Here is a 24,174-nt window from a genome sequence, read left to right as displayed (position 1 = left end):
CAAAGGTGGAAAACAACATGGAAAACAAAAAGACAATCTATTTCTTATGCACAGGAAATTCATGCCGAAGCCAAATGGCAGAAGCATGGGGTAAACAATATTTAGGGGATAAGTGGAATGTATATTCTGCAGGAATTGAAGCACATGGAGTAAATCCAAATGCAATTAAAGCAATGAACGAAGTAAATATCGACATAACAAATCAAACATCAGATATAATTGATGCAAACATTTTAAATAGTGCTGATTTAGTCGTTACGCTGTGTAGTCATGCGGATTCTGTTTGTCCATCTACTCCGCCGTATGTAAATCGTGTTCATTGGGGATTTGATGATCCAGCAGGAAAAGAGTGGTCCGAATTTCAACGTGTTCGTGATGAAATTGGTGAACGTATAAAGCGATTTTCTGAAACAGGGGAGTAAATAAAGGAAAGAGTCAATCTTCTATCTTATAGGGGATGGGCTCTTTTTTATTATGTATTTCATTTACTTATCGCATTGCTTTAAAACCACTCTTAGGAATAATACAGAATATTATGTGAAAACGGTAAAGTTTCATTTTATAATTTTTACTTTATTAAAAGTTGATTTGTTAGAAAGGATAATCATTTATTGATATAATGAATGGATGCGAAGCAGGAAATAGATAGAAAGATACTGCTAGTAATTTATACTTAAAATGTAGGGAGATTGAACAGAGTTATGGGGACAGAAAAAGAAATTAGTTCCGCTAAATTAATATGGAAGATGACGCGCCCACATACATTAACGGCGACGTTTTCTCCTGTAATTTTAGGAACAGTGGCATCACTTTATGTTGCCAAAATTGATTGGCTGTTATTTATTGCGATGATGGTTGCATGTTTAGCATTGCAAATAGCAACTAACTTATTTAATGAGTACTATGATTTTAAACGTGGATTAGATACCGCTGAATCCGTTGGCATCGGTGGCGGAATTGTCCGTCATGGGTTGAAGCCAAAAAATGTGTTAACAGTTGCGCTTTTATTATATGTCGTAGCAGCTTTTATTGGCATTTATATTTGTATGAATAGTAGTTGGTGGTTAGTGGTTATTGGTTTAATTGGGATGGCAGTTGGCTATTTATATACAGGTGGTCCACTACCAATTGCGTACACCCCGTTTGGAGAATTAGTTTCTGGATTGTTAATGGGGACATGTTTTGTACTCATTGCTTTCTTTATTCAAACGAATACTGTAACGATTGAAAGTGTATTGATTTCCATTCCAATTGGAATTTTAGTCGGTGCAATCAATATGTCGAATAACATCAGAGATATCGAAGAAGATATTAAAGGTGGAAGAAAGACATTAGTAATCCTCCTTGGGAGAGAGAAAGCTGTGGTAACACTAGCGGTAGCCTTTTTTATTGCGTATTTATGGATTGCCGTAATTGTATTAATGGGTTATATAAGCCCTTGGGCATTAGTTATGTTCCTAGGTTTGAGAAAGCCAATTTCTGCGATTCAAAGTTTCCAAAAAGGGGCAAAGGATCCTGGGTATATGCGCATCGCAATGAAATCAACAGCGATGACAAATACGATTTTTGGCTTCTTATTATCAGCAGGATTATTAATTAGTTACTTGTTTTAAATAAAAAATATGGTTAAATAACTTAACCCCAGTTTCTCAATTTTAATATAGAGAGATTGGGGTTTTTATTTTGACTTTGTTTAATGTTAAAAACAGTTTCATTTGAAATGCAAATACCAATAAATTGCAACTTCATCACTTGTCTTATCCAAACCTTTATAAACAAGAAAATCAAACCCACCAATTACAAATCCGCATTTTTCATAGAACTTACATGCTGCGACATTATTATTTTGCGTTTCAAGCATGATACCTGGCATATTACCTTTTTTTGCCCACTGCTTTGCTTGATCAACTAATCTTTTACCAACTCCGAGTGTACGATATTTTTTATCTACCGTTATATCTTCTATGTAAGCATAGTGGTTCCAATTCTTTTTTAATACCATTAATCCAATGATTTGGTTATGTAACAGTGCTATGTAAATGACTTGATTAGGTTTATTTATATATTCATTGTAAGCCAGTTCTTCATTATCATCTTGATTTTGTAAATAACTTTTTTCATAACTCGGAACGTCTTCTACTGTATATTCTATACGTTTATTTCCTTTGGAAAGAGAAAGAATTAACCGAGCATTCACTATAAAACTGTCATCAATCTCCGGGAGATTATCTAAATCATTTGTTTCTAACTCTCTAATTACAAGGTTCATCGGGGCACCTCCACATAATAATATTTCTTCTAGTTTTTTATTTGGTTCAAATGAATTCCAATTACAAAATTATAATAGAATTTCAATAGTACGGCTATCTTTGTATTTTATCTTTATACCAGTATGTTGTTATCTTGATATAAAAATATTGTTTAGAAAGAGTAGTATCTTTTATTTTGGATGTATATCCAGTTTTCAAATTTAACTGTAGTAGAGAAACAAATATTTTTTTAAAGAGTGGATGCCATACGTTATTCTTTAACTAAATTCGACATTATCTGCATTTTATCTTCACCTTCCTCTATTAATCTATTTATTGTAAACATCAGCTGGAGTTAATGCTCAGCTGTATAAATAATGAATATAAAAATTAATAGGGAAAGGATCGAAAAATAATGAAAGAATCACAAAGTAAGAAAAAAACAAGTCGACTAACTAAGGTAATAATATCTCTAGGAGTTGTTTTAGCAACGACCTTTTTCACGTTCTTTTTAATAGGAAAATGGAACTCTATTCCAGCGAAAGGAGTAGCTAATGAAAGTATTAAGCTAGCTAATACGCAACAACAAAAAAAGAAAGAGGACACATCACTGGCAAAACAGAAAAGACCTGATGGAAAACCGGTAGGAAAGGTTGTGTATTTAACATTCGATGACGGTCCTAGTGAATTAACTGGGAAATTTTTAGATGTACTAAAAAAACAAAATGTTGCCTCGACATTTTTTATGCAAGGTAGCAATTTACAAAATACAGGTTTTCAGGAAAATGTAAAAAGAGCGGTAAAAGAAGGACATTATATTGGTGCTCATAGTATGACACATAATAGTGATAAGCTATACAAAAAGGGACAATTTGTACCGGAGATGAAAGAAACGTTAGCTCTGATCCATAATATTACGGGTACAACTCCTAAACTAGTTCGTCCGCCATATGGATCTGCACCGGGATTAAAGGGTGAGGAAATTCGTAATCAAATTGTAGAAGCAGCAATAAAAGTTTGGGATTGGACAATAGATTCAAATGATTGGAAACTAAAAGGTAACCCACAGCAAATTATAGAAAATGTAAAGCGTACAACAACAGAAGATGTGGAAGTAGTTCTAATGCATGAAAAACCACAGACATTACAAGCGCTTCCGGAAATTATTAAATTTTATAAGGAAAAAGGGTATGAATTCGGGGTATACAATGAAGCGGATCATTTTCAACTAAATTTCCAGAAAGATCAACGTCTATAGTATCAAATAAATAAATTAAGAGCATGTTCTGATTTATCTTTCTTCAGGACATGCTTTTTTTGCTCGCTGCTATAAGCTTATTACTACCAATTTAACAAAGCAGCATTTACAAGTTACTTTATGGATACCTCATTTTAGAATAACTAACTTATAGAAAAAATTGAATAATTTTCATGTGTAAGGAGATTTTAAGAAGGATATAGAGGGGATATTTTCCTTTTGTTTTCTAGATAAATGATTACTTACAAAAAACATTTAGTGGAACGGTTTTTTAAAGCTATTCTGTCAAGAAATTACTAAAAATTGGGTTCAAAACATAAACCACTCGATAAATGGGGTAGTATGATGAAAAAACTTAGTAGAAAGCGTTTGAGAAAAGATATTCAGGAACTTGAGAGTGCAAGTATGCTGCTCCAAAATGATCAAGAGTGCGAACTCAAGCAGAGTGTATCTGCGAATGAAGAAGTTTTGAGAAAAGTTTTTGAAAATTGTTCCGATATTGTTTTTCGTCCAATAATCATAGAAAGTCAAAATAAAATTCTTTTTATTTATATAGATGGATTAACTGACACTAAAGTTGTGGAACAAGTTGTTTTGAAACCAATGATGTTCGAAGGTCTGCCTAGTGGAGTAAAGAGTGTGGATTCGGTAGGAGAAATTATACAAAATCAGCTAATTGCGGTTTCTCAAGTAAAGACAATCTCTAAAGTTCGTGAGGTTATAGAAGCAGTATTGAAAGCGAATATCGTCATTTTAACAGAAGGAGAGAGTCAAGCTCTAGTCGCTGATTTAAAAGGTTTTGAAAAACGAGGTATTGAAGAGCCTGCTGCGGAGATCTCTGTTCGTGGCCCTCGGGACGGGTTTACGGAAACGATAAGGGTCAATACGAGCCTGATTCGCCGAAGAATTCGAAGCCAAAAACTAAAAATGGAACCTTATTCGATTGGGGAATTGTCACAGACAGATGTGGTAATTGCCTATATTGAGGGAATTGCACCTGATTCGGTTTTGGATGAAGTTCGCCAAAGGGTAAAGCGAATTCAAATTGATGGAGTGTTGGAGTCAGCTTTCATTGAAGAGTTTATTGAGGACCAACCCTTTTCGCCCTTTCCACAAATTCAAAATACTGAGCGGCCAGATGCGGTTTGTGCAAGTTTATTAGAGGGGAAAGTCGCCATTTTAGTAGATAACACACCTTTCGTTTTGATTGTTCCTATGACATTTTGGACTGGTCTACAAGCAGCGGAGGATTATTATGAACGCTCCATCTACACAACTTTTGTTCGATGGATACGTTTAATATTAATTAATATTTCATTATTTCTTCCTTCTCTCTATGTTGCTATTACAACCTTTCATCCTAAATTAATTCCGACAAATTTGCTTATTAGTATTGCAGCTGCGCGAGAAGGCATTCCGTTCCCGGCTGTCATAGAAGCGCTAATGATGGAGTTTTTATTTGAAGGCTTGAGGGAAGCGGGGGTTCGGTTACCAAAACCTGTTGGATCAGCAGTTAGTATTGTCGGAGCACTTGTTATCGGGCAAGCTGCTGTGCAAGCAGGTATTATTTCCGCACCTTTGGTCATTGTTGTGGCGACGACCGGTATTGCGTCATTTGCGTTCCCGCGCTACAACTTAGGAACAGCTTACCGGATGTTACGCTTTCCGATGCTGTTATTGGCAGGGATGCTCGGGCTATACGGTGTTGCAATAAGTACCCTTACGATTTTGATTCATTTAACTAACATTCGTTCTTTTGGCATTCCGTATTTAAGTCCAGTTGCACCTCAGACTCCTCGTGATTTAAAGGATGTTTTTCTCCGAACACCTCGTTGGAATATGACCCACCGCCCAATAATGGTATCTGGTGAAGAGAAAGTCCGTTTTCCAGGTGGACAAAAGCCAGATGAGAAACGGGGAGGGGAAACAGAATGAGCCTGCACAAGGCACTCTGTATGATACTGGTCATTTCTTTATGCTTCTTGACGGGATGTTGGGATCGGACAGAATTAAATGATTTGGCAATAGAATTAGGATGGGGACTTGATCAAGCGAAGAATAATAAGATTGAAATTAGTGCTCAGTTTATTATTCCATCAAAAATGGGAATGGGACAGAGCGGAAGAAGTAATGCAGGAAAAGCGTTTTTTACAGAATCGGGAACGGGAAGGGATACACATGAAGCTATACAAATGATGCAAACAAAAATGTCGAGAGAAATTTTTCGAGGGCACCAGCGTGTAATATTGATTGGAGAAAAAATGGCTAAAAGTGGTCTTGCTCCAGTTTTAGATGCATATAGCCGCGATCCTGATATTCGATTACGAGCAGGTGTGTTTGTCATAAAAGGGAATACTGCAAAAGATTTTCTGAAAGCATCCATCCCTTTAGAGTCTATCCCGGCACTTGGGGCACTTAAAGAGCATATGCAAATAGAGGCAGCGGGAGATATGTCTTTATTAAATTTTCTCATTGCTGGTACGAGTGATGGAATCACCCCGATTTTGCCCGTTATTAAACTAAATGTGTCTCATGAAAAAGGTAAAACCGTGGTCAAAGGGTTTCAAATTGTAGGCGGTGCTATATTTAACAACGATTTCAAATTGGTAGGATACTTGAACATGCAGGAATGGTTAACTACTCTTTGGGTAGTGAATCGTTTAAGTAAACAGACAGTTACAGCAACGGCCTCTAAAGGAAATGGTAGTGCAAGTTTATATATGACAAAGATCAATAGAAAAATCATGCCTACTATACAAGGGGACACAATTAAGTGTGACATTGTTTTTTCTGGTGAAGGAACAATTCAGGAGAACAATACGAATTTAGATCTTTCGCAGCCAAAAAATCTTACTCTTTTAGAACAAGTATTGGAAAAACAGTCCGAAAAGGAAGCTCTCCAAACTATTAAAAAGGTTCAAAAACAATACGGAACCGATATCTTTGGATTTGGAGAAGCCATTCATCAAAAATATCCATCCGAATGGAAAGGGTTAAAAAAGAATTGGAGTAAACAATTTCGAAAAGTGGAGGTTTCTGTTCGTACAAAGCTTACTATTCGGCGAGTAGGACTGACTGGACCACCGTTGCAGTTGAAGAAAAATGAAATGAAAAAATAAGGAGGGATATAGAGTGTGAGAAATTCGATGAAAATCTCTGGGAGGCAAATCTTTTGGATGATGTTCACATTTGAAGTGGGACAATCCCTTCTTCTAGTTATTCCAGCGACGATTCGTACGGTCAAACAAGATGCGTGGATCTCGATTTTGATTGCAGGAGCGATAGGGGTTGCTCTTACTTTTTTGGCAACTACACTTGGTTCGCTTTATCCGAAACAAACTCTCATTGAATTTAGTCAAACTATTCTTGGTAAATGGCTAGGAAAGCTGCTGATGATTCCTTACTTCTTTGGGTGGTACATGATAATTTGGATAACCGTCCGTGAATTTGGTGAGTTCATTATTATCGCTTTGTTTCATAATACACCTTTGTGGGTCATTGTCTTTACTGCGATATTATTGCTCATTTTTATCATTTACCAAGGAGGGGTGGAAGGTGTTGGACGTTTAAGTGAAATCATAGGGCCAATTGTACTTTTAATGATAACGTTTGTAATCACTTTGAATGTTGGCAATATGAATTGGGATTATATGCAGCCTATTTATCACGATTCTGGTTGGCTTCCCATACTTAAAGGTTCCTATACTCCTGTAGCCGCATTTTTTGGAGAGGCTGTTATGATGATGATGTTCGTTTTCTTTATGGATAAACCAGAGCAAGCGTCATCAAGGGCGATGTTGGGGGTAGGATTAGCCGTTTTCATGGTAACGATCGGAACATTAGCGGTCATTTTAACATTCGGTCCGAATTTATCTTCAAGTTTTTTGTATCCGGTTTACGATTTGAGCCGATACATATCTGTCATGGAGTTCATTCAAAATGTGGATATTTTGATAGTTATTATTTGGTTTTTTAGTATTTTTGTGAAATTGGCGTTATACATGTTCATCGCTTGTTATGGAACAGCGCAAATATTTCATTTGAAGGATTGGCGAAAAGTAGCGTTAGTTCTTGCTCCTATTTCGTTCATCATAGCTGTGTCAGTTAAAAATATCCAAACATTTACCCATTATTACTACATATTTTTCGTAATTCCAATTGCATTTCCCGTTTATGAGCTAGGGATTCCTTTACTGTTATTGGTGGTTGGCAAAATTCGAAGGAAATATGCATAAACCCAATCGTTAATATGTTTGGAGGACAGGTATACTTTTAGTTTTTTGACTAATATAAAAAGAGAAAAATCCTACTTATAAGTGTAGGATTTTTTGTTTGTATATTACGTTACAAGAGTTTCCTTGTTTTCTCCGGAATGTCCTTTTTAGAAATGTATGCAACAGAGTCTTTATAGTAAGAGTATTTTGTTGGGGATAATTAAAAAACATATATCGCAATATAAAAATTCACTTTAATACTAAAGGATACCTGACAACGATCCCTATAAATTCTTCTCAATAATTGAAAATAAAATCAATCCGGATTATTATATTGTTATTGTAAATTTATTTTATTGAAGGAGGATACATAGATGAAAAGCTCAAAAGGCTCTATTGAATCAGAGATAAGCAAAGCAATTACTCACTGGGAAAAGGACTACCTAGGACGCGGGTCTATATCCGTTAAGACAGATATATTACGGGATATGATTATCGTAAATTTACAAGGTGTTTTAACACCGGCTGAATACAGTGTTTGCGAAACAAAAGACGGTATGCTAACGATAAAGAAAAATCGTTCGGAGCTAGTTGAATCTGGAATTGATGATCTGAAAGAGATTATACTAGAATTAACTGGAGAGGAAGTGAAAAGCTTTCATACGGATATAAGCTCCCGTACAGGCGAACGAGTAATGATTTTTAAATTGCTTCATAATCTTGAGGAGAAATTTTAAAAATACCTTAAGGTTAGTGGAAGGATTAAGAAACCTACAAGTTTTGCACTTTATTAACAGGCTAATAATTAAAAACTTGAAGTTATTTAGGTATAATAAATCTTAATTCTAATAACTCTTAAAAAACGGATAAAGAAATTGACAAACTGCTTAATATGGTTTATCTTATAATTGTTTTAAAAAATTGATAGATGCTCATTTTAACAGTTTGCTATAATTAAGGCTTTAGCATTTTTTTAATATGTAATATTGACTAAATGAAAAAGTTTCTTAATTAAAAGATAGCGTATAACATAAATTGATATATTGATTGCATAATCTAGGAGATCAGAAATATACATTTCTTTTTAATAGGAGTAATACATACATTACTATCCTCTATAAAATGGGAGCTCTTCAAAAAACTTTATTGAAGTTAGTTGAAGTGAAACCGACAATCTCCATAATTCAATGATGATATAAAATCATTGAATTATGGAAGTTGTCGGTTTTTTTTATGGGAAAAAACGATGTACTAAAAAGAGTGAATGAAAATTGAAATTAAAAAAACTATCGTAATGAAAAGGAATTTTTATAGGCTATTTTCGCTTAGAAGGGAGTATTTAACATGTTAATTTCGCTGAGTTCATCAACACTGTTAACATTATTTTTTATGGCGCTTAGTGCTTCTTGGCTAAGTGGATTATTGTTTTTACATGCAAGGATGCCTTTACGTTTTGTTCATATCCATATTGGTATCGCTGCTTTGCCTTCATTGATTTCTTTACTCGCACTTGTTAATAACAATGGAGATAGAGTTGTGGGGCCTTGGCATCTAGATACTTTAGCTTGGTTAATGGCTTTCTTTGTTCTTACAATTGGTTTAATCATTCAGCGTTTCTCTGTACGTTATTTAATGGGGGATCACTCATATCGAAAATACTTTGCACTTTTTACATGTACTACAGGTGTATCTTCGGTTGCATGGTTAAGTGATGATCTTCGCTTAATGCTCATTTGTTGGGGAGCAACGCTTATAGGATTGGTTCTACTTATAGGGCTAAATAAAGGGTGGAAAGTAGTTAGTGAAGCAACTAAAATCTCTGGCTACCTATTTACAATAAGTTGGATTGCCTTACTATCAGCTATCATTTGGCTTTTTCAAGTAACAGGACAGTGGCAGTTAACATCAGTTTTAACGAATGAAAATGTAGCTCAATTTGGAACATTGGAGAAAACAGGAATTAACTTATTGATTATAGTAGCTGTGATGATTCCAGCAGCACAATGGCCTTTTCACAGATGGTTAATTGAATCAGCTGTTGCTCCAACTCCTGTTTCTGCTATTATGCATGCGGGTTTAGTAAATGCTGGAGGTATCATATTAACTAGATTTTCGCCACTTTTTCATGATGATATTGCACAAATCATTTTACTAATTTTCTCTAGTATTTCTGTCTTAATCGGAACAGGAATTAGTTTAGTTCAAGTTGATTATAAACGTCAGCTAGTAGGTTCAACTATTGCACAAATGGGATTTATGCTTATTCAATGTGCATTAGGCGCCTATTTAGCAGCTATTATTCATTTAATTTTACATGGTTTGTTTAAAGCTACACTATTTTTACAAGCTGGTTCTTCCGTGCAACGTTTTGGGGTAGTGAATCAGTCTAATGAAAAGATGTCTAATTTATGGATGATAGTTGGGCGTGTTTTAGGATTATTTATAGCAATTACTTTCTGGTTTATGACTTCTGGAGAGGGGTATCAACTAGTTAGTGCGTTAATCTTAGGCTGGTCACTATACTTTTCATGGAAACAGCTTGTTGTTTTTGGAGAGGGAAGAATGGGACGAATTGCTGGCGTAATTGTTTTGATTGGATTTTCTCTCATTTACTTTACCGTTCATAATTCTCTTTATAAATGGTTGCATACTGATATTTATCAAAGTGTTCAACCTTCAGCTCCAGCCGTTATCTTTGTTATATGTATTTTACTATTTAGTAGTGTTATTAGTACTTTCGTTACTCGTCATCAATCTTCTACTTTATTCGCTGTACTTTATCTTTGGTTAGTTCGAGTAGGTGAGGCGAGACGAAAGTCAGTAGAAAGTCACCCAAGCTATCTGAAACATTATGTATCAAAGGGAGGTAATTCGTGATGAGCATACCGTCAATATTAAAGAAAGATACAAACATTGATATGCAAGAAAATAATATAAATGATTTAGTTGCATCTGCTAGCCGAGTTATTGCGCCACTTTGGCCTATCTCTACGTTTGCAGCTCACCACCCTTGGATGGGACTTGAAAAGCAATCATTTGAACAAGTCGCAAATTGGTTAAAAGAAGCTCGTAATGTGGATATTTATCCTAGTGCCTCCATGATTCATTCGGCAAAAGCGAAAGGTGAGATTGAGGAATCATTTTTACAAATGAGTTTGTCTCGTTGGATAGATTCACAATCTTTTCATATTCCGCGAGAGAAAGCAGAGCGATTTTGCCAAGCAGCTTTAAAGTTAGAAAAATTACCTTCTAGTCTATTATCATCGCCAGAAGTAAATAAATTGGCAGAAGAAATGAATTATATAAATACAGCAAGTATGCAAGCCTCTGTTATGCAGCCAATAAGTTCGCTTATAGAGAGTCAAAATAGTGAAAACCTATCTGATGTTCTTAATTATCATATCATTAAATGGTGTAAATTATATCTTGATGAATCCGGATCAAATTGGACGATGCCAAATCGAGAGAAAGGTTTTTATCGTGCATGGCAACACCTTATTAAATTTGATCCAGCGTTCAGTAAAAATGAGCGTAAAGTTTTAAAAGATTGGCCACAAGATGCCGAAGTAGCTTTAGCGAGAGCATTATCTGAACTAGGAATTTCTAAATCTAACATACAATCTTACCTTGAAGGGCACTTACTTTCTTTGCCTGGGTGGGCAGGAATGATACGATGGCGCTCACAACAAGCAATTCAGGAACAGGAACTTCTCATAGAATATTTAGCAGTTCGAATTTCTATGGAGCTGGCTATTGTAAAACCTTATTTACCTTTAAAAAATCAAAAGGTTGAGAAAAAAGTTTCGATCGTCCCACTTATAGCTTCTTGGATCTATTGGGGGAATATTTCAACACGGAAATGGTTACAAATGCCTGCTACTGAACAAAGTGAGTTATTAGTATTCGCTTATCGTTTTGATGAAAATATTCGCAAGAAACTTTGGCTGGAAGCTTGGGAACAAACGCATGCAGAGCAATTAAGAGAGAAGATTGCTTCTACACAACGTGCAACCGATGATAAAAAGCGTGTATTAGCTCAATTAGCATTCTGTATTGATGTACGTTCAGAACCATTTCGTCGCCACCTTGAAAAATTAGGTCCGTTTGAAACATTTGGAATAGCTGGTTTCTTTGGATTACCAATTGCAACTAGTGAACTAGGTAGTAATAACAACCACCCTTCTTTGCCAGTTATACTCAAACCGAAACATCAAATAAAAGAGCTCACAAATGAAAATGAACTTAAATCTTATGAGCAGCGTAAGAGGGTAGGCAGTTCGGTACGTTATACATTTAAAACGATGAAACAGAACGTAATGACAAGTATGGCGCTACCTGAGTTAAGTGGTCCTTTACTTGGTCTACAGATGGTGACAAGAAGTTTTGTCCCAAGAGGAGTTGGTAGTTTCATTCGTAACCTTCGTAAAACTATGTTACAAAAACCTGATACAACATTCTCGCTTAATCATGTTCATGACACAAAGGGTGAGATACCTATCGGTTTTACGAAAGAAGAAAAAGTGAACTATGTGCGTCAAGCTTTAAAAATGGTGGGACTGACAGAAAAATTTGCTCCTTTAGTTGTAATGTGCGGACATAGTAGTCAAAGTACGAACAATCCTTATGCTGCAGCACTTGAGTGTGGTGCTTGTGGCGGAGCAGCAGGGGGATTCAATGCAAGAGTTTTTGCTACTTTATGTAATCTTCCAGAAGTGAGAGAAGCGTTGTTTGCTGAAGGTATTAAAATTCCTGAGGATACCATTTTTGCAGCAGCTGAACATAAAACAACAGTGGATGAATTGGAATGGATTTACGTCCCAGAACTTTCGGAAACTGCGCAAGAAGCATTTGATTGTATCGAGTCGATTATGCCAAATGTGAGTCAACATGCAAATAGAGAGCGTTTAACGCAATTACCAAATTTTAAAACGAAAATAAAAAATGCGAGTAAAGAGGCACATCGATTTGCAGAAGATTGGAGTGAAATACGTCCAGAATGGGGATTAGCTCGTAATGCATCTTTTATTATCGGGCAACGAGAATTAACTCAGAATTGTGACTTAGAAGGTAGGGCTTTCCTCCATAATTATGATTGGAAACAGGATGAAAGTGGCGATATATTAGCTAACATTATTGCAGGACCAGGAACAGTAGCTCAGTGGATAAATCTACAATATTACGCTTCAACTGTAGCTCCTCATTATTATGGTAGTGGAAACAAAACAACCCAAACCGTAACGGCGGGTCTAGGTGTTATGCAGGGAAATGCAAGTGATTTGTTGCCAGGCTTACCTTGGCAATCCGTTATGCAGTCAGATAGTGAGACGTATCATTCACCACTTCGTTTACTAATTGTAATTCAAGCGCCTATTCAATATATAGAACGTTTGCTAAATAATGATTTCACATTTCGAGAAAAAGTTCAAAATGGATGGGTTAGACTTGCAAGTGTTGATCCAGAGGGACGCTGGAAAAACTGGTAACAATCATGTAATGCATAATCAACTATTGCTACTAACTTAAAAGGTTCATAAATACAATAATGAAGAAGGGGTGCTCCATATGAATTCAAAGAATAAAAAAGTTTTATTGTTAACAGACATTAAACACGGAATAGAGCCTATTATCCAACAAGTAACTAACATTCAACAAGAAAACATGTTGACTATACACAGCTACGATTCTGTAATTGTACATCCTTATGGAGATATAATGAGATCTATTATTATTGCTATTTATCAAGAAAATGTTGAAGAAATTTTTGTTGTAGGAATAGAGGATAAAGAAACTGAGGTAGTTAATCTACAAATTCAACGTGATTCCATAAAAAATAACAGGGAACTAGACTATCTCTTTGAAAATTGCATGCCTGAATTTTCAAATGGTAGCCTTGATGAATGGCTAAGTGGAAAAGAAAATGTTAGTGAAAATATTGAGAAGAGTATAGATATGATTTGTCATCATCCACTAGTACCGTCTGATGTTAAAGTTCATGGTTTCAAGATTGATAGAACAGGGGAAAAAGAAACGGTTGTTAAAGTTTCTGTTAATAAAGTAGTGAAACAAATGCATTCTTATGTGTAAGTTATCGATAGATAAGCAACTTTTATTTGGTAGATACTATAATATGTTAAATATTTGGAGTTGTTTCCTTTAAAAAGAGTAAAAGAAATCTTCTATAAATGGAGATCTTTTGCTCTTTTTATAATAAAAATAAAAAATTATTTGACGTTTTTTCGAAAAAAATTTTTAAGACAAGGCTTTTAGGTTTATGAAAACCTTTATTCATGATAGCAAGATAATTTTGATAAGAAGTATATAGTAAGAATGATTTGGAGATACCGATGGGGATATAACTATTTTATTTAGGACGGTGCAATTAAAATGGATTTACAGAAAGGGAAATTATATTGGAACACGACTTTTTCTAATACACCTTCTTATCCTCGTTTGGACGAAGATATAAAATGTGACGTACTAATAATAGGAGCAGGAAGTTCGGGTGCTCAATCAGCATACTATTTGAGTGAATCAGATTTAAATATTGTTATCGTTGATAAAAGAAAGGTAGGACATGGAAGTAACCTTACAAATACAGCACTTATTCAATATTTAGGTGATAAGATGTTTTTTGAACTTGTAAATACATTTGGGGAAGAGTATGCAGTTAAGCATATGAAATTATGTGAACAAGCTATTAATGATATGGAATATGCTGATCAAAACTTGCCTTATTGCTCTGACTTTAAACGACGTGACAGCTTATATTATGCAAGTTATGAAGAGGATATAAAGAAATTAGAAAAGGAACTGTATTATTTACATAAGCATGATTTTAAAGCGGCTTGGTTATCAGAAAAACAAATTGGACAGAGATATCCATTTAAAAAACATGCAGCTATTTATACGTATAATGATGGTGAAATAAATCCTTATAAATTTACACATAGTTTATTAGAACAAGCCTCTAATAAAGGAGTTCACATTTATGAAGATACAGAGATTGTTGGCAAAAAGTTAGAGAAAGAATGTGCTATCTTTTATACAAAGGAGGGCAATTCTATTACTGCCAATAAAGTAATTGTGGCTGCAGGATATGAAGGATTGGAATTTAAAAAGGAAAAGAACGCTACACTGATTAGCTCATATGCAATTGTTACTAATCCTGTGGAAGATTTATCTTCTTGGTATAAACGCACTCTCATTTGGGAAACTGCGAGACCATATATTTATATGAGAACTACTGCAGATAATAGGATTATTATAGGTGGATTAGATGAAGATACAAACATTGCTCAAGAAAGAGATTCAAAATTAATCCATAAAAAAGAGAAATTAGTGAATGAATTTAATAAGCTCTTTCCCAATATAACAGTTGAACCTGAATTTTATTTAAGTGCTTTTTATGGTGGTACTCATGATGGTTTACCTATAATTGGAATGTATGAAGAGTTTCCAAATTGTCACTTTATCTATGCGTATGGAGATAATGGATTAGTTTATAGTATGGTACTTTCTAAAATTGTTCGAGATATAATTATTAACGGTTCAAGTCCAGATTTGAATTTATATTTACAAACTAGACCAAAACTAAATGAGTAAACTGCATGTATACAAAATCATAGTAGTAAGGAGCTTATTTAGGGTTCCATTATAAAAAAACGCTATTTTAAATGTATTAGTTTCATGTGACTATTTGTTATGTTTATGAATGCTTAAATAAAGCATTCATAAACAATATTATTTGTTAAATCCATTCATTTTACTAAGTTCAGTTATTTGTATAATCCATTCTTTTTTTAGGTAGGGTAGAGTTGCTTGGATATGATGATATTCCCATTCTTCCTCAATGGTAGGGTAAAGATTAAATAAGTATTTTTCTTCATCATTTGTTACACTTGCTTTAGGATTGCCAGTAAGTTTAAAATAAATGTCGCACCATCCGCTATAGTTTGTTAACATGAATAAAAAATTAGGACATGTGAATTCGATGAGGTATATTTCTTTTTCTAATTGAATATCTGATAGTAATTCTCTTGCAGTCTCATAAGTAGGCTTCTTTTGGTAACCATTGCATGAATGCCATGCCCAAATGGGGAAATCTATAATAAAGTCAATACCTTTCTGTTTCATGTGTCTTACAATGTATTTATATGCTGTGCAATCTTCTTTACTAACAAAAATAGGATCGGTTATAAGCTTACCTTCATTCAAAAGTGTATTTATGGCATTTTGGTTTTGAAAAGTCCATAGGATTGTTGAATCTATAGATGTATTTAAGTTTGATTGTTTATAAAATTGTTTTTTCATCTTTCTCTCCATTTTCTTTTTTATTTTATAAGAGTTTAAGATAAGTACAAAGTGCATTATATTTTTATCTTTATTAAGAGTTGGAAAAATCCATTAAAGATAGAAGAGTTTGTTTGCAATTACAAAAAATGATTCTTATAATCATTTAAAAATAACAGAAGTATTTGTTCTAATAAAGAATGAATTTTGCTTTAAGAATGGGAAAGGATAGCCATGCAAAATAAAATTATTGTTATGTTTCAAAAAGATTTTCGTTTATATGATAACCCAGCTCTATTTGAGGCTGTTCAGTCTGGTGAGGTTCTTCCTGTATATATACAAGAGGAAACTTTTTCAATAGGAAGTGCGTCAAAGTGGTGGTTGCACCATGCTGTAATAGATGTAAAGAAGCAACTTGAGGCATTGGGCTCTACTTTAATAATTCGTAAAGGACGTACGGAGGAAGAAATACTTTCTCTCATAGAGCAATTAGATATAACGGCTGTATATTGGAATATTTGTTATGATCCGGACAGATTACAATCTAATCAAAAAATGAAAATGATGTTAGAGGATAAAGGTATTATCTGTAAAGAATTTAATTCGCATTTATTATTAGAACCGTGGATTATTAAAAAGAAAGATAACACTGAATATAAGGTGTTTACGCCTTTTTACAATGCATTTCAAAAGCAGGTAATACCTAAACCTATTAGCAGAGTGCAGAGTATAAAGTGGGGAAACTCTTTACCAGCAAGCTTATCTGTTTCAGAATTACAATTGTTGCCGACTATACCGTGGACATCTCATATGGAAGTAATATGGGATCCGACAGAAGAAGGGGCATATAAAACATTCAAGAAATTTTTCTCTAGTAAATTAGTCTCTTATAGTGAAGGAAGAGATTTTCCAGGTCAAAATGTCCATTCGATGTTGGCACCGTATCTTTCATTTGGTCAAATATCAGTAAAGCTAATGTTTCATTACTTAATAAATAAAAGTACCGAAAGACAATGTAGTCTTTTTGAAAAACAAGTTAATAGCTTTATACGTCAATTAATTTGGCGAGAGTTTTCTTATTATTTGCTATATCATTATCCATTTACAGTATATAAACCTCTTAATAAGAGCTTTGAAAATTTCCCGTGGGATAAGGAAGAGGAGTTATTAAGAGTATGGCAGAAGGGTGAAACTGGTTATCCGTTTATTGATGCGGGAATGCGAGAACTATGGCGAACAGGTTTTATGCATAACCGGGCAAGAATGGCTGTAGCCTCTTTTCTTGTAAAGCATTTGTTAATTCCGTGGCAAGAAGGAGCAAAATGGTTTATGGATACACTACTAGATGCTGATATTGCAAATAATACAATGGGATGGCAATGGGTTGCTGGGAGTGGAGCAGATGCATCACCGTACTTTCGTATTTTTAACCCAATCACACAAGGAGAAAAGTTTGATAAAAATGGAGAGTATATAAGAAGATGGGTACCAGAATTAAGAGGTATACCGAATAAGTATATACATAAACCTTGGGAAGCATCTGAGCATATTTTGCAAAAAGCCAATATAAAACTTGGTGATACATATCCCTTTCCGATTGTTGATCATAAGGCAGCACGGGAGAGAGCCCTTTGTGCATATAAAAGTATGAAAGAATTTGTATGAAATAGGTTAAACAATATGTATTTTGAATTTTAATATTAGAATTTTATCCAGTACAAGGACATACTAATCATATAAAGTTTCTATAATCTTCTAGTAAAAAGGAGAATGTTTATGAAAAAATCTAGTATTATAGTATTTTTACTAACATATGGTTTGTTTTATGTTTCTAGTGTTTTATTCCCTATTGATCGTACTTGGTATGATGCGTTAGAAAAGCCGTCTTGGACACCATCTGGTATGACAATCGGAATGATATGGGCTGTATTATTTGGACTTATCGCATTATCAGTTGCAATTATTTACAACAACTATGGATTCAAGCCAAAAACATTTTGGTTTTTATTCCTTTTAAATTATATATGTAATCAAGCGTTCAGCTATTTTCAATTTAGCCAAAAGAATTTGTTTTTAGCAACAGTAGATTGTTTACTAGTCGCTATTACTACGTTACTTCTCATTATGTTTTCTTCCAATTTATCTAAAGTATCGGCATGGTTGCTAATACCATATTTTTTATGGTCTGCATTTGCTACATATTTATCTTGGACAATTTATAGTATAAATTAAAGACGGAACTAAAAACTTGAGCATAATAAAAGTGCTCGAGTTTTTATGTTTATTAATGATAATCTGAAATATAGAATATATACATCTTAGGGAGGTCATCTTTTTGAAAAAATGGATAAAAATTGTTCTGTACTCTTTACTAGCTATTTTAATCGTCGGAAGTATTACTTTTTTAACTTGGTCTCAGTTTACTTATAAACCAACGAAAGAGGCTTTGTCTTTAGTAGATGATAAAAAAGATGAAGATTATATAGTTTTTGGAGAGAAAGATGCAAAAATAGGAGTTATTTTTTATCAAGGAGCTAAAGTAGAAGCCGAGGCTTATAGTTACTTAGGAGAAGCTCTTGCAAAAGATGGGCATTTTGTAGTAATGCCTAAGTTACCATTAAACTTAGCGATACTTGGAATAAATGAGGTAGATAGTGTAATTGAACAGTATCCTGAAGTTCAAAAATGGTATGTTGCTGGGCATTCAATGGGCGGAGCTATGATTTCTAGGTATGCCTTTCAACATGAAGAAAAGGTAGACGGGATTATTTTCTTAGGTTCGTATCCTGCAGATGACTTCTCTACGAAATCGATTCCAATGTTATCAATTTACGGGGAAGTAGATGCTTTAGCAACTGTTGAAAAAATAGAGAGCAATAAAAAGTTCATGTCAAAGAATACTACTATGCACATGATAAAAGGGGGAAACCATGCTCATTTTGGCATGTATGGTGAGCAAAAAGGTGATAATGCGAGTTTAATTACGGCAAAAGCACAACGAGATAAAACAGTAAAAGTAATTGAACAATGGTTATTGGAACAATGATAACGAATTTAATAAATCTACCGAAAGAATTTTCCCAACGGTAGATGGGAGAGAGAATAAAGAGCCAAATCGTACGAAGTGGCTCTTTTATTTATTGGCTATCTCCAATTGTCCCCTTATTTTCTTCGGAATATCCTCTTTAGAAATGATATCGTAAGAATACACATACTTTCCTTTCACATGAAGTTTTAAGTAAGTTTTTCTTATAAAATCATTAGGCGTGTTCGTTCCAACATTATATTCTTTTTCATTGCTTAATTCATCAACAGCTTTTAGTGAGTACATAGCTTTTCCTTTTTGATGATAATCCGGAACACCATATCCTTTCGCAACGGCGTATACATTTTTTTCTTCAGCAATCGGATTAAATCTGTCTAAATCCCCGCGTAATATGAAAGGTAGTAAGTATATAGGAAGGCCTATTCCTAGTATGCAAAGTACAAATTTTTTCATGGTCGTTTCTCCTCTTGTTCATTTACAGGATTCAGTATAGAAAAAAATTCTTATGAATATAGAGGGAAATTTCTTAAGGTTTTCTTAATAAAGTTTAACCGTGTGAAAAAAACTAACTTGAGCATTAAGCTTACGGAATGAATAACCAAATAACTTGTTTTCCTTATTTTTTGATATTTCTTAAGAACCTATCAAGAAATAAGTGAGTTTTAGGATTTAGAATAAATGTATCTTACAGTAATAAGAGAATTATCTAAAAAAATTAGAGTGAGAACAATTAAAGAAAGCATCTAGTGGATTGCTTTTTTCTTTTGGAATAGAGAATCACATGGGTCAGTTACATGTAATACGGCACTGTGCTTCTATGTCACTGAAAAATCCAATGATAAAAAAAGAGGGGGAAGGCATTTTTTATTGAAGTTTGTTAATGATAGATTTTTAACTAGTTAGGGGGGGATCGTAAAATAGATTATTAATCTCTTTCATAATTTTTATTTTCCTTATAGTTGGCATATTGTATTAGAAATTTTTAATTTTGAAAGGAGAATCAATAATTATGGGTAAGAAAAGAAGAATAAGTAATAAGTTATTACTTGTCAGTGCAATTTTTACAATAGCAATTCCCTCAGTCTCATATGCGGAGGAAGTAATTTCACCTGAAAATTTTACGAGTTCTTCAAGTTTGTATGAGGGACGGAATACGGAAGTATTGAAAACAAGCTTATATCCTGATACATATAACTATCCGTTTAACTACCAATTTAGTTCGAAATTAAAGGAAGCAAACACAACTATAAAAAAAGTAGACAATAGTGATGATGAAAATCCTATTATATCTACTACTCTTTCATTTATTCGCCATATGAATAGTGAAGATTATAAATCTGCATTTGATTTAACCTCAAGGTCATTACAGAAAATAATATCCGAAGAATGGCTGAAGAACTATTGGGAGGGACTCCCAGTGCAATTACAAGCAGGTTCTTTTATAGAAATTGGAGAGGTTACACAAAAAGAGACAAATCCTGTTCATACAAATGTAGAGATTCAATTAGTTTTTGAAAAAATGACTGTACCTTTACTAATTAAACTAGATCCATCTGGAAAAATAGACGATTTTCAACTCAGCATGTCGTTTAGTCCTGTTGCAGAGCGTCCATCATATAGTAAGCCTGAATCATTTGTTGATAAAAAAGTAGTAGTTGGAAGTGGTGCATTTCCATTACCAGGAACATTGTCGGTTCCAAAAGGAAAGGGTCCTTTTCCAGCGGTTATTCTTGTTCAAGGATCAGGAGCAACTGATCAGGATGAAACAGCGTTTGCTTTAAAACCATTTCGCGATTTAGCTGAAGGTCTTGCATCGAAGGGAATTGCTGTCCTTCGCTATAATAAAAGAACTTATGAACATGGGTTGAAAACACAATTCAGTCCCTTTTATACAGTTGATAAAGAGACAACAGATGATGCTCTTCTTGTAACTCAATTTCTTAAAAATGAGCCTCTAATAAATAAAAATCAAATTTATATTTTGGGTCATAGTCAAGGTGGAATGATGCTTCCGAAAATGATTGAAAAAGACCAAAATAAAAATATTGCTGGAGCAATTGTAATGGGAGGGCCAGCTCGTACGATCCAAGACGTTGTTTTAGATCAATTTGAGTACCTTTTCTCTATTGGAGCAATGAACCTGGATCAATATAAATTCTACAAATCGCAATTTGAATTATTAAATGATCCTAATTTCTCTGGTCAGAATCCCCCAAAAGATTTTTACTTAGGATCAGCAGTATTTTGGGATTCTATACGGAAAATTAAAGCGGCAGAAATGTCAAAAGAACAAAAGACACCGCTTCTTATTATTCAAGGAGAAAGAGACTATCAAGTTCAATCAAAAATTGAAATTCCTCTTTGGAAAGAACAATTAAAAGAACGAGATAACGTAGATTATCGACTATATCCAAAGTTAAATCATTTCTTTACAGAGGGTGAAGGGGAAATAAGTAAGCCAAATGAATATTATAGTCCTGCTAATATCCCTGAGTATGTTATAAATGATATTGCTGCTTGGGTGCAAGACAGATCGCAATTAAATTAGCAACCATATGTTTTAATAAAGACTTTCTTTCCGTAATCAAAATAGAAATATTTTGATTAGGTTATATGTTTTTTAAAAGCACTCTTTAAAAAGGAGTGCTTTTTTATTTTTCTATGATTTCTATAAAACAATGGGCTTACCTTCCAAACAAATCGTTATTTGGAGCGCTTTTATCAAAGCAAAGTTCTTGTGACATTTCTTTGATATTAAAAACATGAATAACCTATTGTGTAAAATTTTTTGAAAATTTAGGTTTAACATCTTTAAAATAGGTGTATTACATATTACATAACAACTAAATAAAAAAATAAAAAATCTAAAGGAGGAAAGATACGATGCATACGAATGAAAGAAAAACGGTAGTTTATGAATATCAAAATGAACAGGAAGTAGTTATGAAAGTAAAAGAGCTAGAATTGCAAGGGGTTCGCCACGATGACATTTATGTTTTAGCACATGAAAAACATATAACAAAAAGGATTGCGGATGATACAAACACAAATACGATTGGAGTAAAAGAACAAGGATTGGGAACAAGTATTATCAACTTTTTCTCCAAAAAAGGGGACGAACTTCGAAATCAAATGGAAGAAATGGGGTTGTCGAAGGAGGAAGCTAACTTATATGAAGAAAAACTAGATCAAGGGAAGATTTTACTCCTAGTAACAGCTGAAGTACCAATGGCGAATGCTAGGCAGCCGCAAAACTATCATTCTCTGTAATAGATTGCAACATCTGATAAATAGGTAAGGGAATTATTTTAGGTTGTAGCATGGAAGAAAATAAAAATAGAAAAGGATGAGAAAAATGAAACATACAATATTTAAATATGCTGTGATTGGAATTACGACCGGAGTCATCGTCTCCCTATTAAAAAAAGAAAATCGGAAAGCTATACAAACAAAAGGAAAAAGCGTAAAAGAAAAACTACAAGAAGGAAACATAAAGGAAACATTGGAGAAGGTAACTGAGACAAGTAAACAATTTTCTGTAACTGCAGCTAATGTTGCAAAACAAACATTACCACAACTGCTTACAGCTACACCAGTTGTGATTTCTACCATTAAAGACTTAACAGAAAACGAAAATAACAAAAAGAAAACAGATGAAAAGGATTACGAAATAAATGAAAATAGTAAGAACTTAGACGGGGAAAAAACGAAAAATGAAAAGAAATATGTGAAAGAAGGGAAAGAAGAGAGTGCCTAGATGTAACTCTAAAAATAGAAAGTGAGGAAAAAAGTATGAAATCTCTGTATGCAATTGATGTAGGAATTGGCTTTACCAAAAGGGCATATCGCCAGGATGTAGATTCTGAGATGACGGTTAAGAGTGAAGCTTCCACACTAGCCCCTGTACCTAATCATGCTGAAAGTGAAGATTTAACAAAGGTAAGTTTTATAGACTTAGACTTTGCATACTACATGGGAAATGAAGCACATCAATCTGACGCTTCATTTCTTCCTCCATTTGACGAAGAAATAGAAAATTATTATGAAAGCGAACGATTTAAACAACAAATATTTGGTTGCATTGCAAAGGATTATAAAGAAAATGTCGTGTTACCTTTAGTTGTTACCGGGCTTCCCATCAGTTGTTTTGGTAGTCAGCATGAGCAATTACAACGTGCACTAAAAAAAGAAACTTCCGTGCAAATTGATGGGAAATTTATTCATATTACGGTGGAAAATGCTTTGATTCTTCAGCAACCGGTCGCTTTACATGCCTATTTCTTAAAAGAGGGAATCATTCAGGAACGAGATCGCATCTTAATTATTGATGGTGGATTTCGCACATTAGAAATGACAGATATGAAACAGAATCTCATTTTAAATCATTATGAGACGGAACTAGGATGTAGCAAGCCTTTGAAAAATATTAAGAATATCGTGCAGAATCATGAGGGTGAAAGTAATCAATTGCATATTAACGACATGCCAAACATATTAGAAAAAGGATATGAATGTCGAGAAGAAAATCATGAGACAAGTCAGGTTCATACTTTGATTCAAAAAGAGTTGGATGCACACTTCCAAGACGTCATGCGTGTATTACAAGAACAATTTAAGTTAGAACAGTATAACACTATTATTTGGACAGGAGGAATAGTAGATCTCCACAAAAAACGAATTGAAAAAATGCAAAGTGAAATTTCTTCTTTCCGTATGGTAGACGCTTCGAAAGAGGCTGCACTCCATGGATACTATATTATTGGGAGTCAAGTATTTGACGACATCACCAATCAATCTGCATATGAATCCAAATTATAATAACGAATGAAATGGAGTTTGTTGAATAGACGTGCCAAATTATGTAGCTTCTTTTCCATATATAATAAATTCTTTATAAGAAAAGATAAAAAGTGCTTGTATAGAGGAAATGTTTAAAATTGAGAATGAAAATAACTAATATATAGGGGGTCTTTCTTTTAAAAGAATAAGGCCTCCTATGTCATTTATTTTGTAATTTAGATGATCTAAAAACTTTTCCTCCAAGACATGAATACCTACATACAAATGTCATATTACGGTTATGATTCGATTAAACATAAAACAATTTAGAAAGGAAGA

The 24,174-nt window shown here is 33.9% G+C and carries 21 protein-coding genes; 18 read left to right on the top strand and 3 right to left on the bottom strand.

Going from position 1 to position 24,174, the window contains the following annotated elements; all coding sequences use genetic code 11:
- The first annotated feature begins 17 nt into the window (after positions 1-17).
- Both arsC and menA read left to right on the top strand, forming a co-directional pair.
- Complete coding sequence (arsC, locus tag MKY21_RS15830; protein ID WP_098906499.1) at positions 18-422, top strand: arsenate reductase (thioredoxin); 405 nt, start codon at positions 18-20, stop codon at positions 420-422.
- A 279-nt stretch (positions 423-701) separates the two neighbouring features.
- Entirely contained in the window at positions 702-1,613 is a 912-nt protein-coding gene (menA, locus tag MKY21_RS15825) for a 1,4-dihydroxy-2-naphthoate polyprenyltransferase (protein ID WP_000536385.1), read from the top strand.
- A gap of 98 nt (positions 1,614-1,711) precedes the next feature.
- On the opposite strand, the gene satA is transcribed toward menA, so the two are convergent.
- The gene (satA, locus tag MKY21_RS15820) at positions 1,712-2,269 is read right to left on the bottom strand and encodes a streptothricin N-acetyltransferase SatA (RefSeq protein ID WP_088859588.1); all 558 of its coding nucleotides are present in this window, start codon (positions 2,267-2,269) and stop codon (positions 1,712-1,714) included.
- Positions 2,270-2,664: 395 nt separating this feature from the next.
- Here satA and MKY21_RS15815 point away from each other — a divergent pair, with 395 nt between their 5' ends.
- The 9 genes from MKY21_RS15815 to MKY21_RS15775 all read left to right on the top strand — a co-directional run bounded on the left by MKY21_RS15815 (position 2,665) and on the right by MKY21_RS15775 (position 15,323).
- Positions 2,665-3,507 carry a polysaccharide deacetylase family protein gene (locus MKY21_RS15815; RefSeq protein ID WP_000665179.1) on the top strand — a complete coding sequence of 281 codons (843 nt, stop codon included), beginning with the start codon at positions 2,665-2,667 and terminating at the stop codon, positions 3,505-3,507.
- 342 nt (positions 3,508-3,849) lie between these two features.
- Positions 3,850-5,442 (top strand): spore germination protein, encoded by a 1,593-nt coding sequence (locus tag MKY21_RS15810; RefSeq protein ID WP_001986345.1) that lies wholly within the window; start codon positions 3,850-3,852, stop codon positions 5,440-5,442.
- Positions 5,439-6,626 carry a Ger(x)C family spore germination protein gene (locus MKY21_RS15805; protein ID WP_000052111.1) on the top strand — a complete coding sequence of 396 codons (1,188 nt, stop codon included), beginning with the start codon at positions 5,439-5,441 and terminating at the stop codon, positions 6,624-6,626. Before MKY21_RS15810 ends, MKY21_RS15805 begins: the two co-directional genes overlap by 4 nt.
- A 27-nt stretch (positions 6,627-6,653) precedes the next feature.
- Entirely contained in the window at positions 6,654-7,742 is a 1,089-nt protein-coding gene (locus tag MKY21_RS15800) for a GerAB/ArcD/ProY family transporter (RefSeq protein ID WP_341077921.1), read from the top strand.
- A gap of 353 nt (positions 7,743-8,095) precedes the next feature.
- Positions 8,096-8,458: a DUF2294 domain-containing protein gene (locus tag MKY21_RS15795; RefSeq protein ID WP_000842547.1), complete on the top strand. Its 363-nt coding sequence runs from the start codon at positions 8,096-8,098 to the stop codon at positions 8,456-8,458.
- A 607-nt stretch (positions 8,459-9,065) separates the two neighbouring features.
- The gene (locus MKY21_RS15790) at positions 9,066-10,598 is read left to right on the top strand and encodes an NADH dehydrogenase subunit 5 (RefSeq protein ID WP_341076788.1); all 1,533 of its coding nucleotides are present in this window, start codon (positions 9,066-9,068) and stop codon (positions 10,596-10,598) included.
- Complete coding sequence (locus tag MKY21_RS15785) at positions 10,598-13,204, top strand: DUF2309 domain-containing protein (RefSeq protein WP_341076785.1); 2,607 nt, start codon at positions 10,598-10,600, stop codon at positions 13,202-13,204. The genes MKY21_RS15790 and MKY21_RS15785 overlap by 1 nt, the downstream gene beginning before the upstream one ends.
- 79 nt (positions 13,205-13,283) lie before the next feature.
- Positions 13,284-13,805, top strand: coding sequence for a carbonic anhydrase (locus tag MKY21_RS15780; RefSeq protein WP_341076783.1), 522 nt, complete (start codon positions 13,284-13,286; stop codon positions 13,803-13,805).
- A gap of 300 nt (positions 13,806-14,105) precedes the next feature.
- Positions 14,106-15,323, top strand: a complete 1,218-nt coding sequence (locus tag MKY21_RS15775) for an NAD(P)/FAD-dependent oxidoreductase (protein ID WP_341076780.1) — start codon at positions 14,106-14,108, stop codon at positions 15,321-15,323.
- Between the two features lie 138 nt (positions 15,324-15,461).
- Here the strand turns inward: MKY21_RS15775 and MKY21_RS15770 are convergent, their stop codons facing one another.
- Complete coding sequence (locus MKY21_RS15770) at positions 15,462-16,031, bottom strand: DUF3841 domain-containing protein (protein WP_016122800.1); 570 nt, start codon at positions 16,029-16,031, stop codon at positions 15,462-15,464.
- A 213-nt stretch (positions 16,032-16,244) separates the two neighbouring features.
- On the opposite strand from MKY21_RS15770, the gene MKY21_RS15765 reads away from it, so the two are divergent.
- The 3 genes from MKY21_RS15765 (at position 16,245) to MKY21_RS15755 (ending at position 19,056) form a co-directional block, all read left to right on the top strand.
- A complete protein-coding gene (locus MKY21_RS15765; protein WP_326036504.1) occupies positions 16,245-17,675 on the top strand; it encodes a cryptochrome/photolyase family protein in 1,431 nt (476 codons plus the stop codon).
- Between the two features lie 111 nt (positions 17,676-17,786).
- Positions 17,787-18,242, top strand: a complete 456-nt coding sequence (locus MKY21_RS15760; protein ID WP_048657114.1) for a TspO/MBR family protein — start codon at positions 17,787-17,789, stop codon at positions 18,240-18,242.
- Between the two features lie 103 nt (positions 18,243-18,345).
- Positions 18,346-19,056 (top strand): alpha/beta hydrolase, encoded by a 711-nt coding sequence (locus tag MKY21_RS15755; RefSeq protein ID WP_049108397.1) that lies wholly within the window; start codon positions 18,346-18,348, stop codon positions 19,054-19,056.
- A gap of 87 nt (positions 19,057-19,143) precedes the next feature.
- On the opposite strand, the gene MKY21_RS15750 is transcribed toward MKY21_RS15755, so the two are convergent.
- Positions 19,144-19,509 (bottom strand): YxeA family protein, encoded by a 366-nt coding sequence (locus tag MKY21_RS15750; RefSeq protein ID WP_006918137.1) that lies wholly within the window; start codon positions 19,507-19,509, stop codon positions 19,144-19,146.
- Positions 19,510-20,065: 556 nt separating this feature from the next.
- Here MKY21_RS15750 and MKY21_RS15745 point away from each other — a divergent pair.
- The 4 genes from MKY21_RS15745 (at position 20,066) to MKY21_RS15730 (ending at position 23,874) form a co-directional block, all read left to right on the top strand.
- Complete coding sequence (locus MKY21_RS15745; RefSeq protein WP_137074887.1) at positions 20,066-21,604, top strand: alpha/beta hydrolase; 1,539 nt, start codon at positions 20,066-20,068, stop codon at positions 21,602-21,604.
- Positions 21,605-21,939: 335 nt separating this feature from the next.
- Positions 21,940-22,326: a general stress protein gene (locus MKY21_RS15740; protein WP_000557320.1), complete on the top strand. Its 387-nt coding sequence runs from the start codon at positions 21,940-21,942 to the stop codon at positions 22,324-22,326.
- A gap of 85 nt (positions 22,327-22,411) precedes the next feature.
- Positions 22,412-22,813: a hypothetical protein gene (locus MKY21_RS15735; RefSeq protein WP_000683215.1), complete on the top strand. Its 402-nt coding sequence runs from the start codon at positions 22,412-22,414 to the stop codon at positions 22,811-22,813.
- A gap of 35 nt (positions 22,814-22,848) precedes the next feature.
- The gene (locus MKY21_RS15730) at positions 22,849-23,874 is read left to right on the top strand and encodes a ParM/StbA family protein (RefSeq protein WP_061113108.1); all 1,026 of its coding nucleotides are present in this window, start codon (positions 22,849-22,851) and stop codon (positions 23,872-23,874) included.
- Positions 23,875-24,174: the final 300 nt, after the last annotated feature.

Origin of the sequence: Bacillus sp. FSL R9-9497 (genome assembly GCF_038005805.1) — a bacterium.
In the GTDB taxonomy this organism is placed as follows: domain Bacteria; phylum Bacillota; class Bacilli; order Bacillales; family Bacillaceae_G; genus Bacillus_A; species Bacillus_A cereus.
This window is presented reverse-complemented; position numbering and strand designations above follow the sequence as displayed.

What these genes read in the sequence shown, in the direction of transcription:
- MKY21_RS15810 (WP_001986345.1), top strand. Translation starts at nt 3,850, where the DNA reads ATGATGAAAAAACTTAGTAGAAAGCGTTTGAGAAAAGATATTCAGGAA.
- MKY21_RS15770 (WP_016122800.1), bottom strand. Translation starts at nt 16,031, where the DNA reads ATGAAAAAACAATTTTATAAACAATCAAACTTAAATACATCTATAGAT.
- MKY21_RS15780 (WP_341076783.1), top strand. Translation starts at nt 13,284, where the DNA reads ATGAATTCAAAGAATAAAAAAGTTTTATTGTTAACAGACATTAAACAC.
- MKY21_RS15790 (WP_341076788.1), top strand. Translation starts at nt 9,066, where the DNA reads ATGTTAATTTCGCTGAGTTCATCAACACTGTTAACATTATTTTTTATG.
- satA (WP_088859588.1), bottom strand. Translation starts at nt 2,269, where the DNA reads ATGAACCTTGTAATTAGAGAGTTAGAAACAAATGATTTAGATAATCTC.
- MKY21_RS15815 (WP_000665179.1), top strand. Translation starts at nt 2,665, where the DNA reads ATGAAAGAATCACAAAGTAAGAAAAAAACAAGTCGACTAACTAAGGTA.
- MKY21_RS15795 (WP_000842547.1), top strand. Translation starts at nt 8,096, where the DNA reads ATGAAAAGCTCAAAAGGCTCTATTGAATCAGAGATAAGCAAAGCAATT.
- MKY21_RS15735 (WP_000683215.1), top strand. Translation starts at nt 22,412, where the DNA reads ATGAAACATACAATATTTAAATATGCTGTGATTGGAATTACGACCGGA.
- MKY21_RS15785 (WP_341076785.1), top strand. Translation starts at nt 10,598, where the DNA reads ATGAGCATACCGTCAATATTAAAGAAAGATACAAACATTGATATGCAA.
- MKY21_RS15730 (WP_061113108.1), top strand. Translation starts at nt 22,849, where the DNA reads ATGAAATCTCTGTATGCAATTGATGTAGGAATTGGCTTTACCAAAAGG.
- MKY21_RS15745 (WP_137074887.1), top strand. Translation starts at nt 20,066, where the DNA reads ATGGGTAAGAAAAGAAGAATAAGTAATAAGTTATTACTTGTCAGTGCA.
- MKY21_RS15805 (WP_000052111.1), top strand. Translation starts at nt 5,439, where the DNA reads ATGAGCCTGCACAAGGCACTCTGTATGATACTGGTCATTTCTTTATGC.
- MKY21_RS15760 (WP_048657114.1), top strand. Translation starts at nt 17,787, where the DNA reads ATGAAAAAATCTAGTATTATAGTATTTTTACTAACATATGGTTTGTTT.
- MKY21_RS15750 (WP_006918137.1), bottom strand. Translation starts at nt 19,509, where the DNA reads ATGAAAAAATTTGTACTTTGCATACTAGGAATAGGCCTTCCTATATAC.
- MKY21_RS15800 (WP_341077921.1), top strand. Translation starts at nt 6,654, where the DNA reads ATGAAAATCTCTGGGAGGCAAATCTTTTGGATGATGTTCACATTTGAA.
- MKY21_RS15775 (WP_341076780.1), top strand. Translation starts at nt 14,106, where the DNA reads ATGGATTTACAGAAAGGGAAATTATATTGGAACACGACTTTTTCTAAT.
- menA (WP_000536385.1), top strand. Translation starts at nt 702, where the DNA reads ATGGGGACAGAAAAAGAAATTAGTTCCGCTAAATTAATATGGAAGATG.
- MKY21_RS15740 (WP_000557320.1), top strand. Translation starts at nt 21,940, where the DNA reads ATGCATACGAATGAAAGAAAAACGGTAGTTTATGAATATCAAAATGAA.
- MKY21_RS15765 (WP_326036504.1), top strand. Translation starts at nt 16,245, where the DNA reads ATGCAAAATAAAATTATTGTTATGTTTCAAAAAGATTTTCGTTTATAT.
- arsC (WP_098906499.1), top strand. Translation starts at nt 18, where the DNA reads ATGGAAAACAAAAAGACAATCTATTTCTTATGCACAGGAAATTCATGC.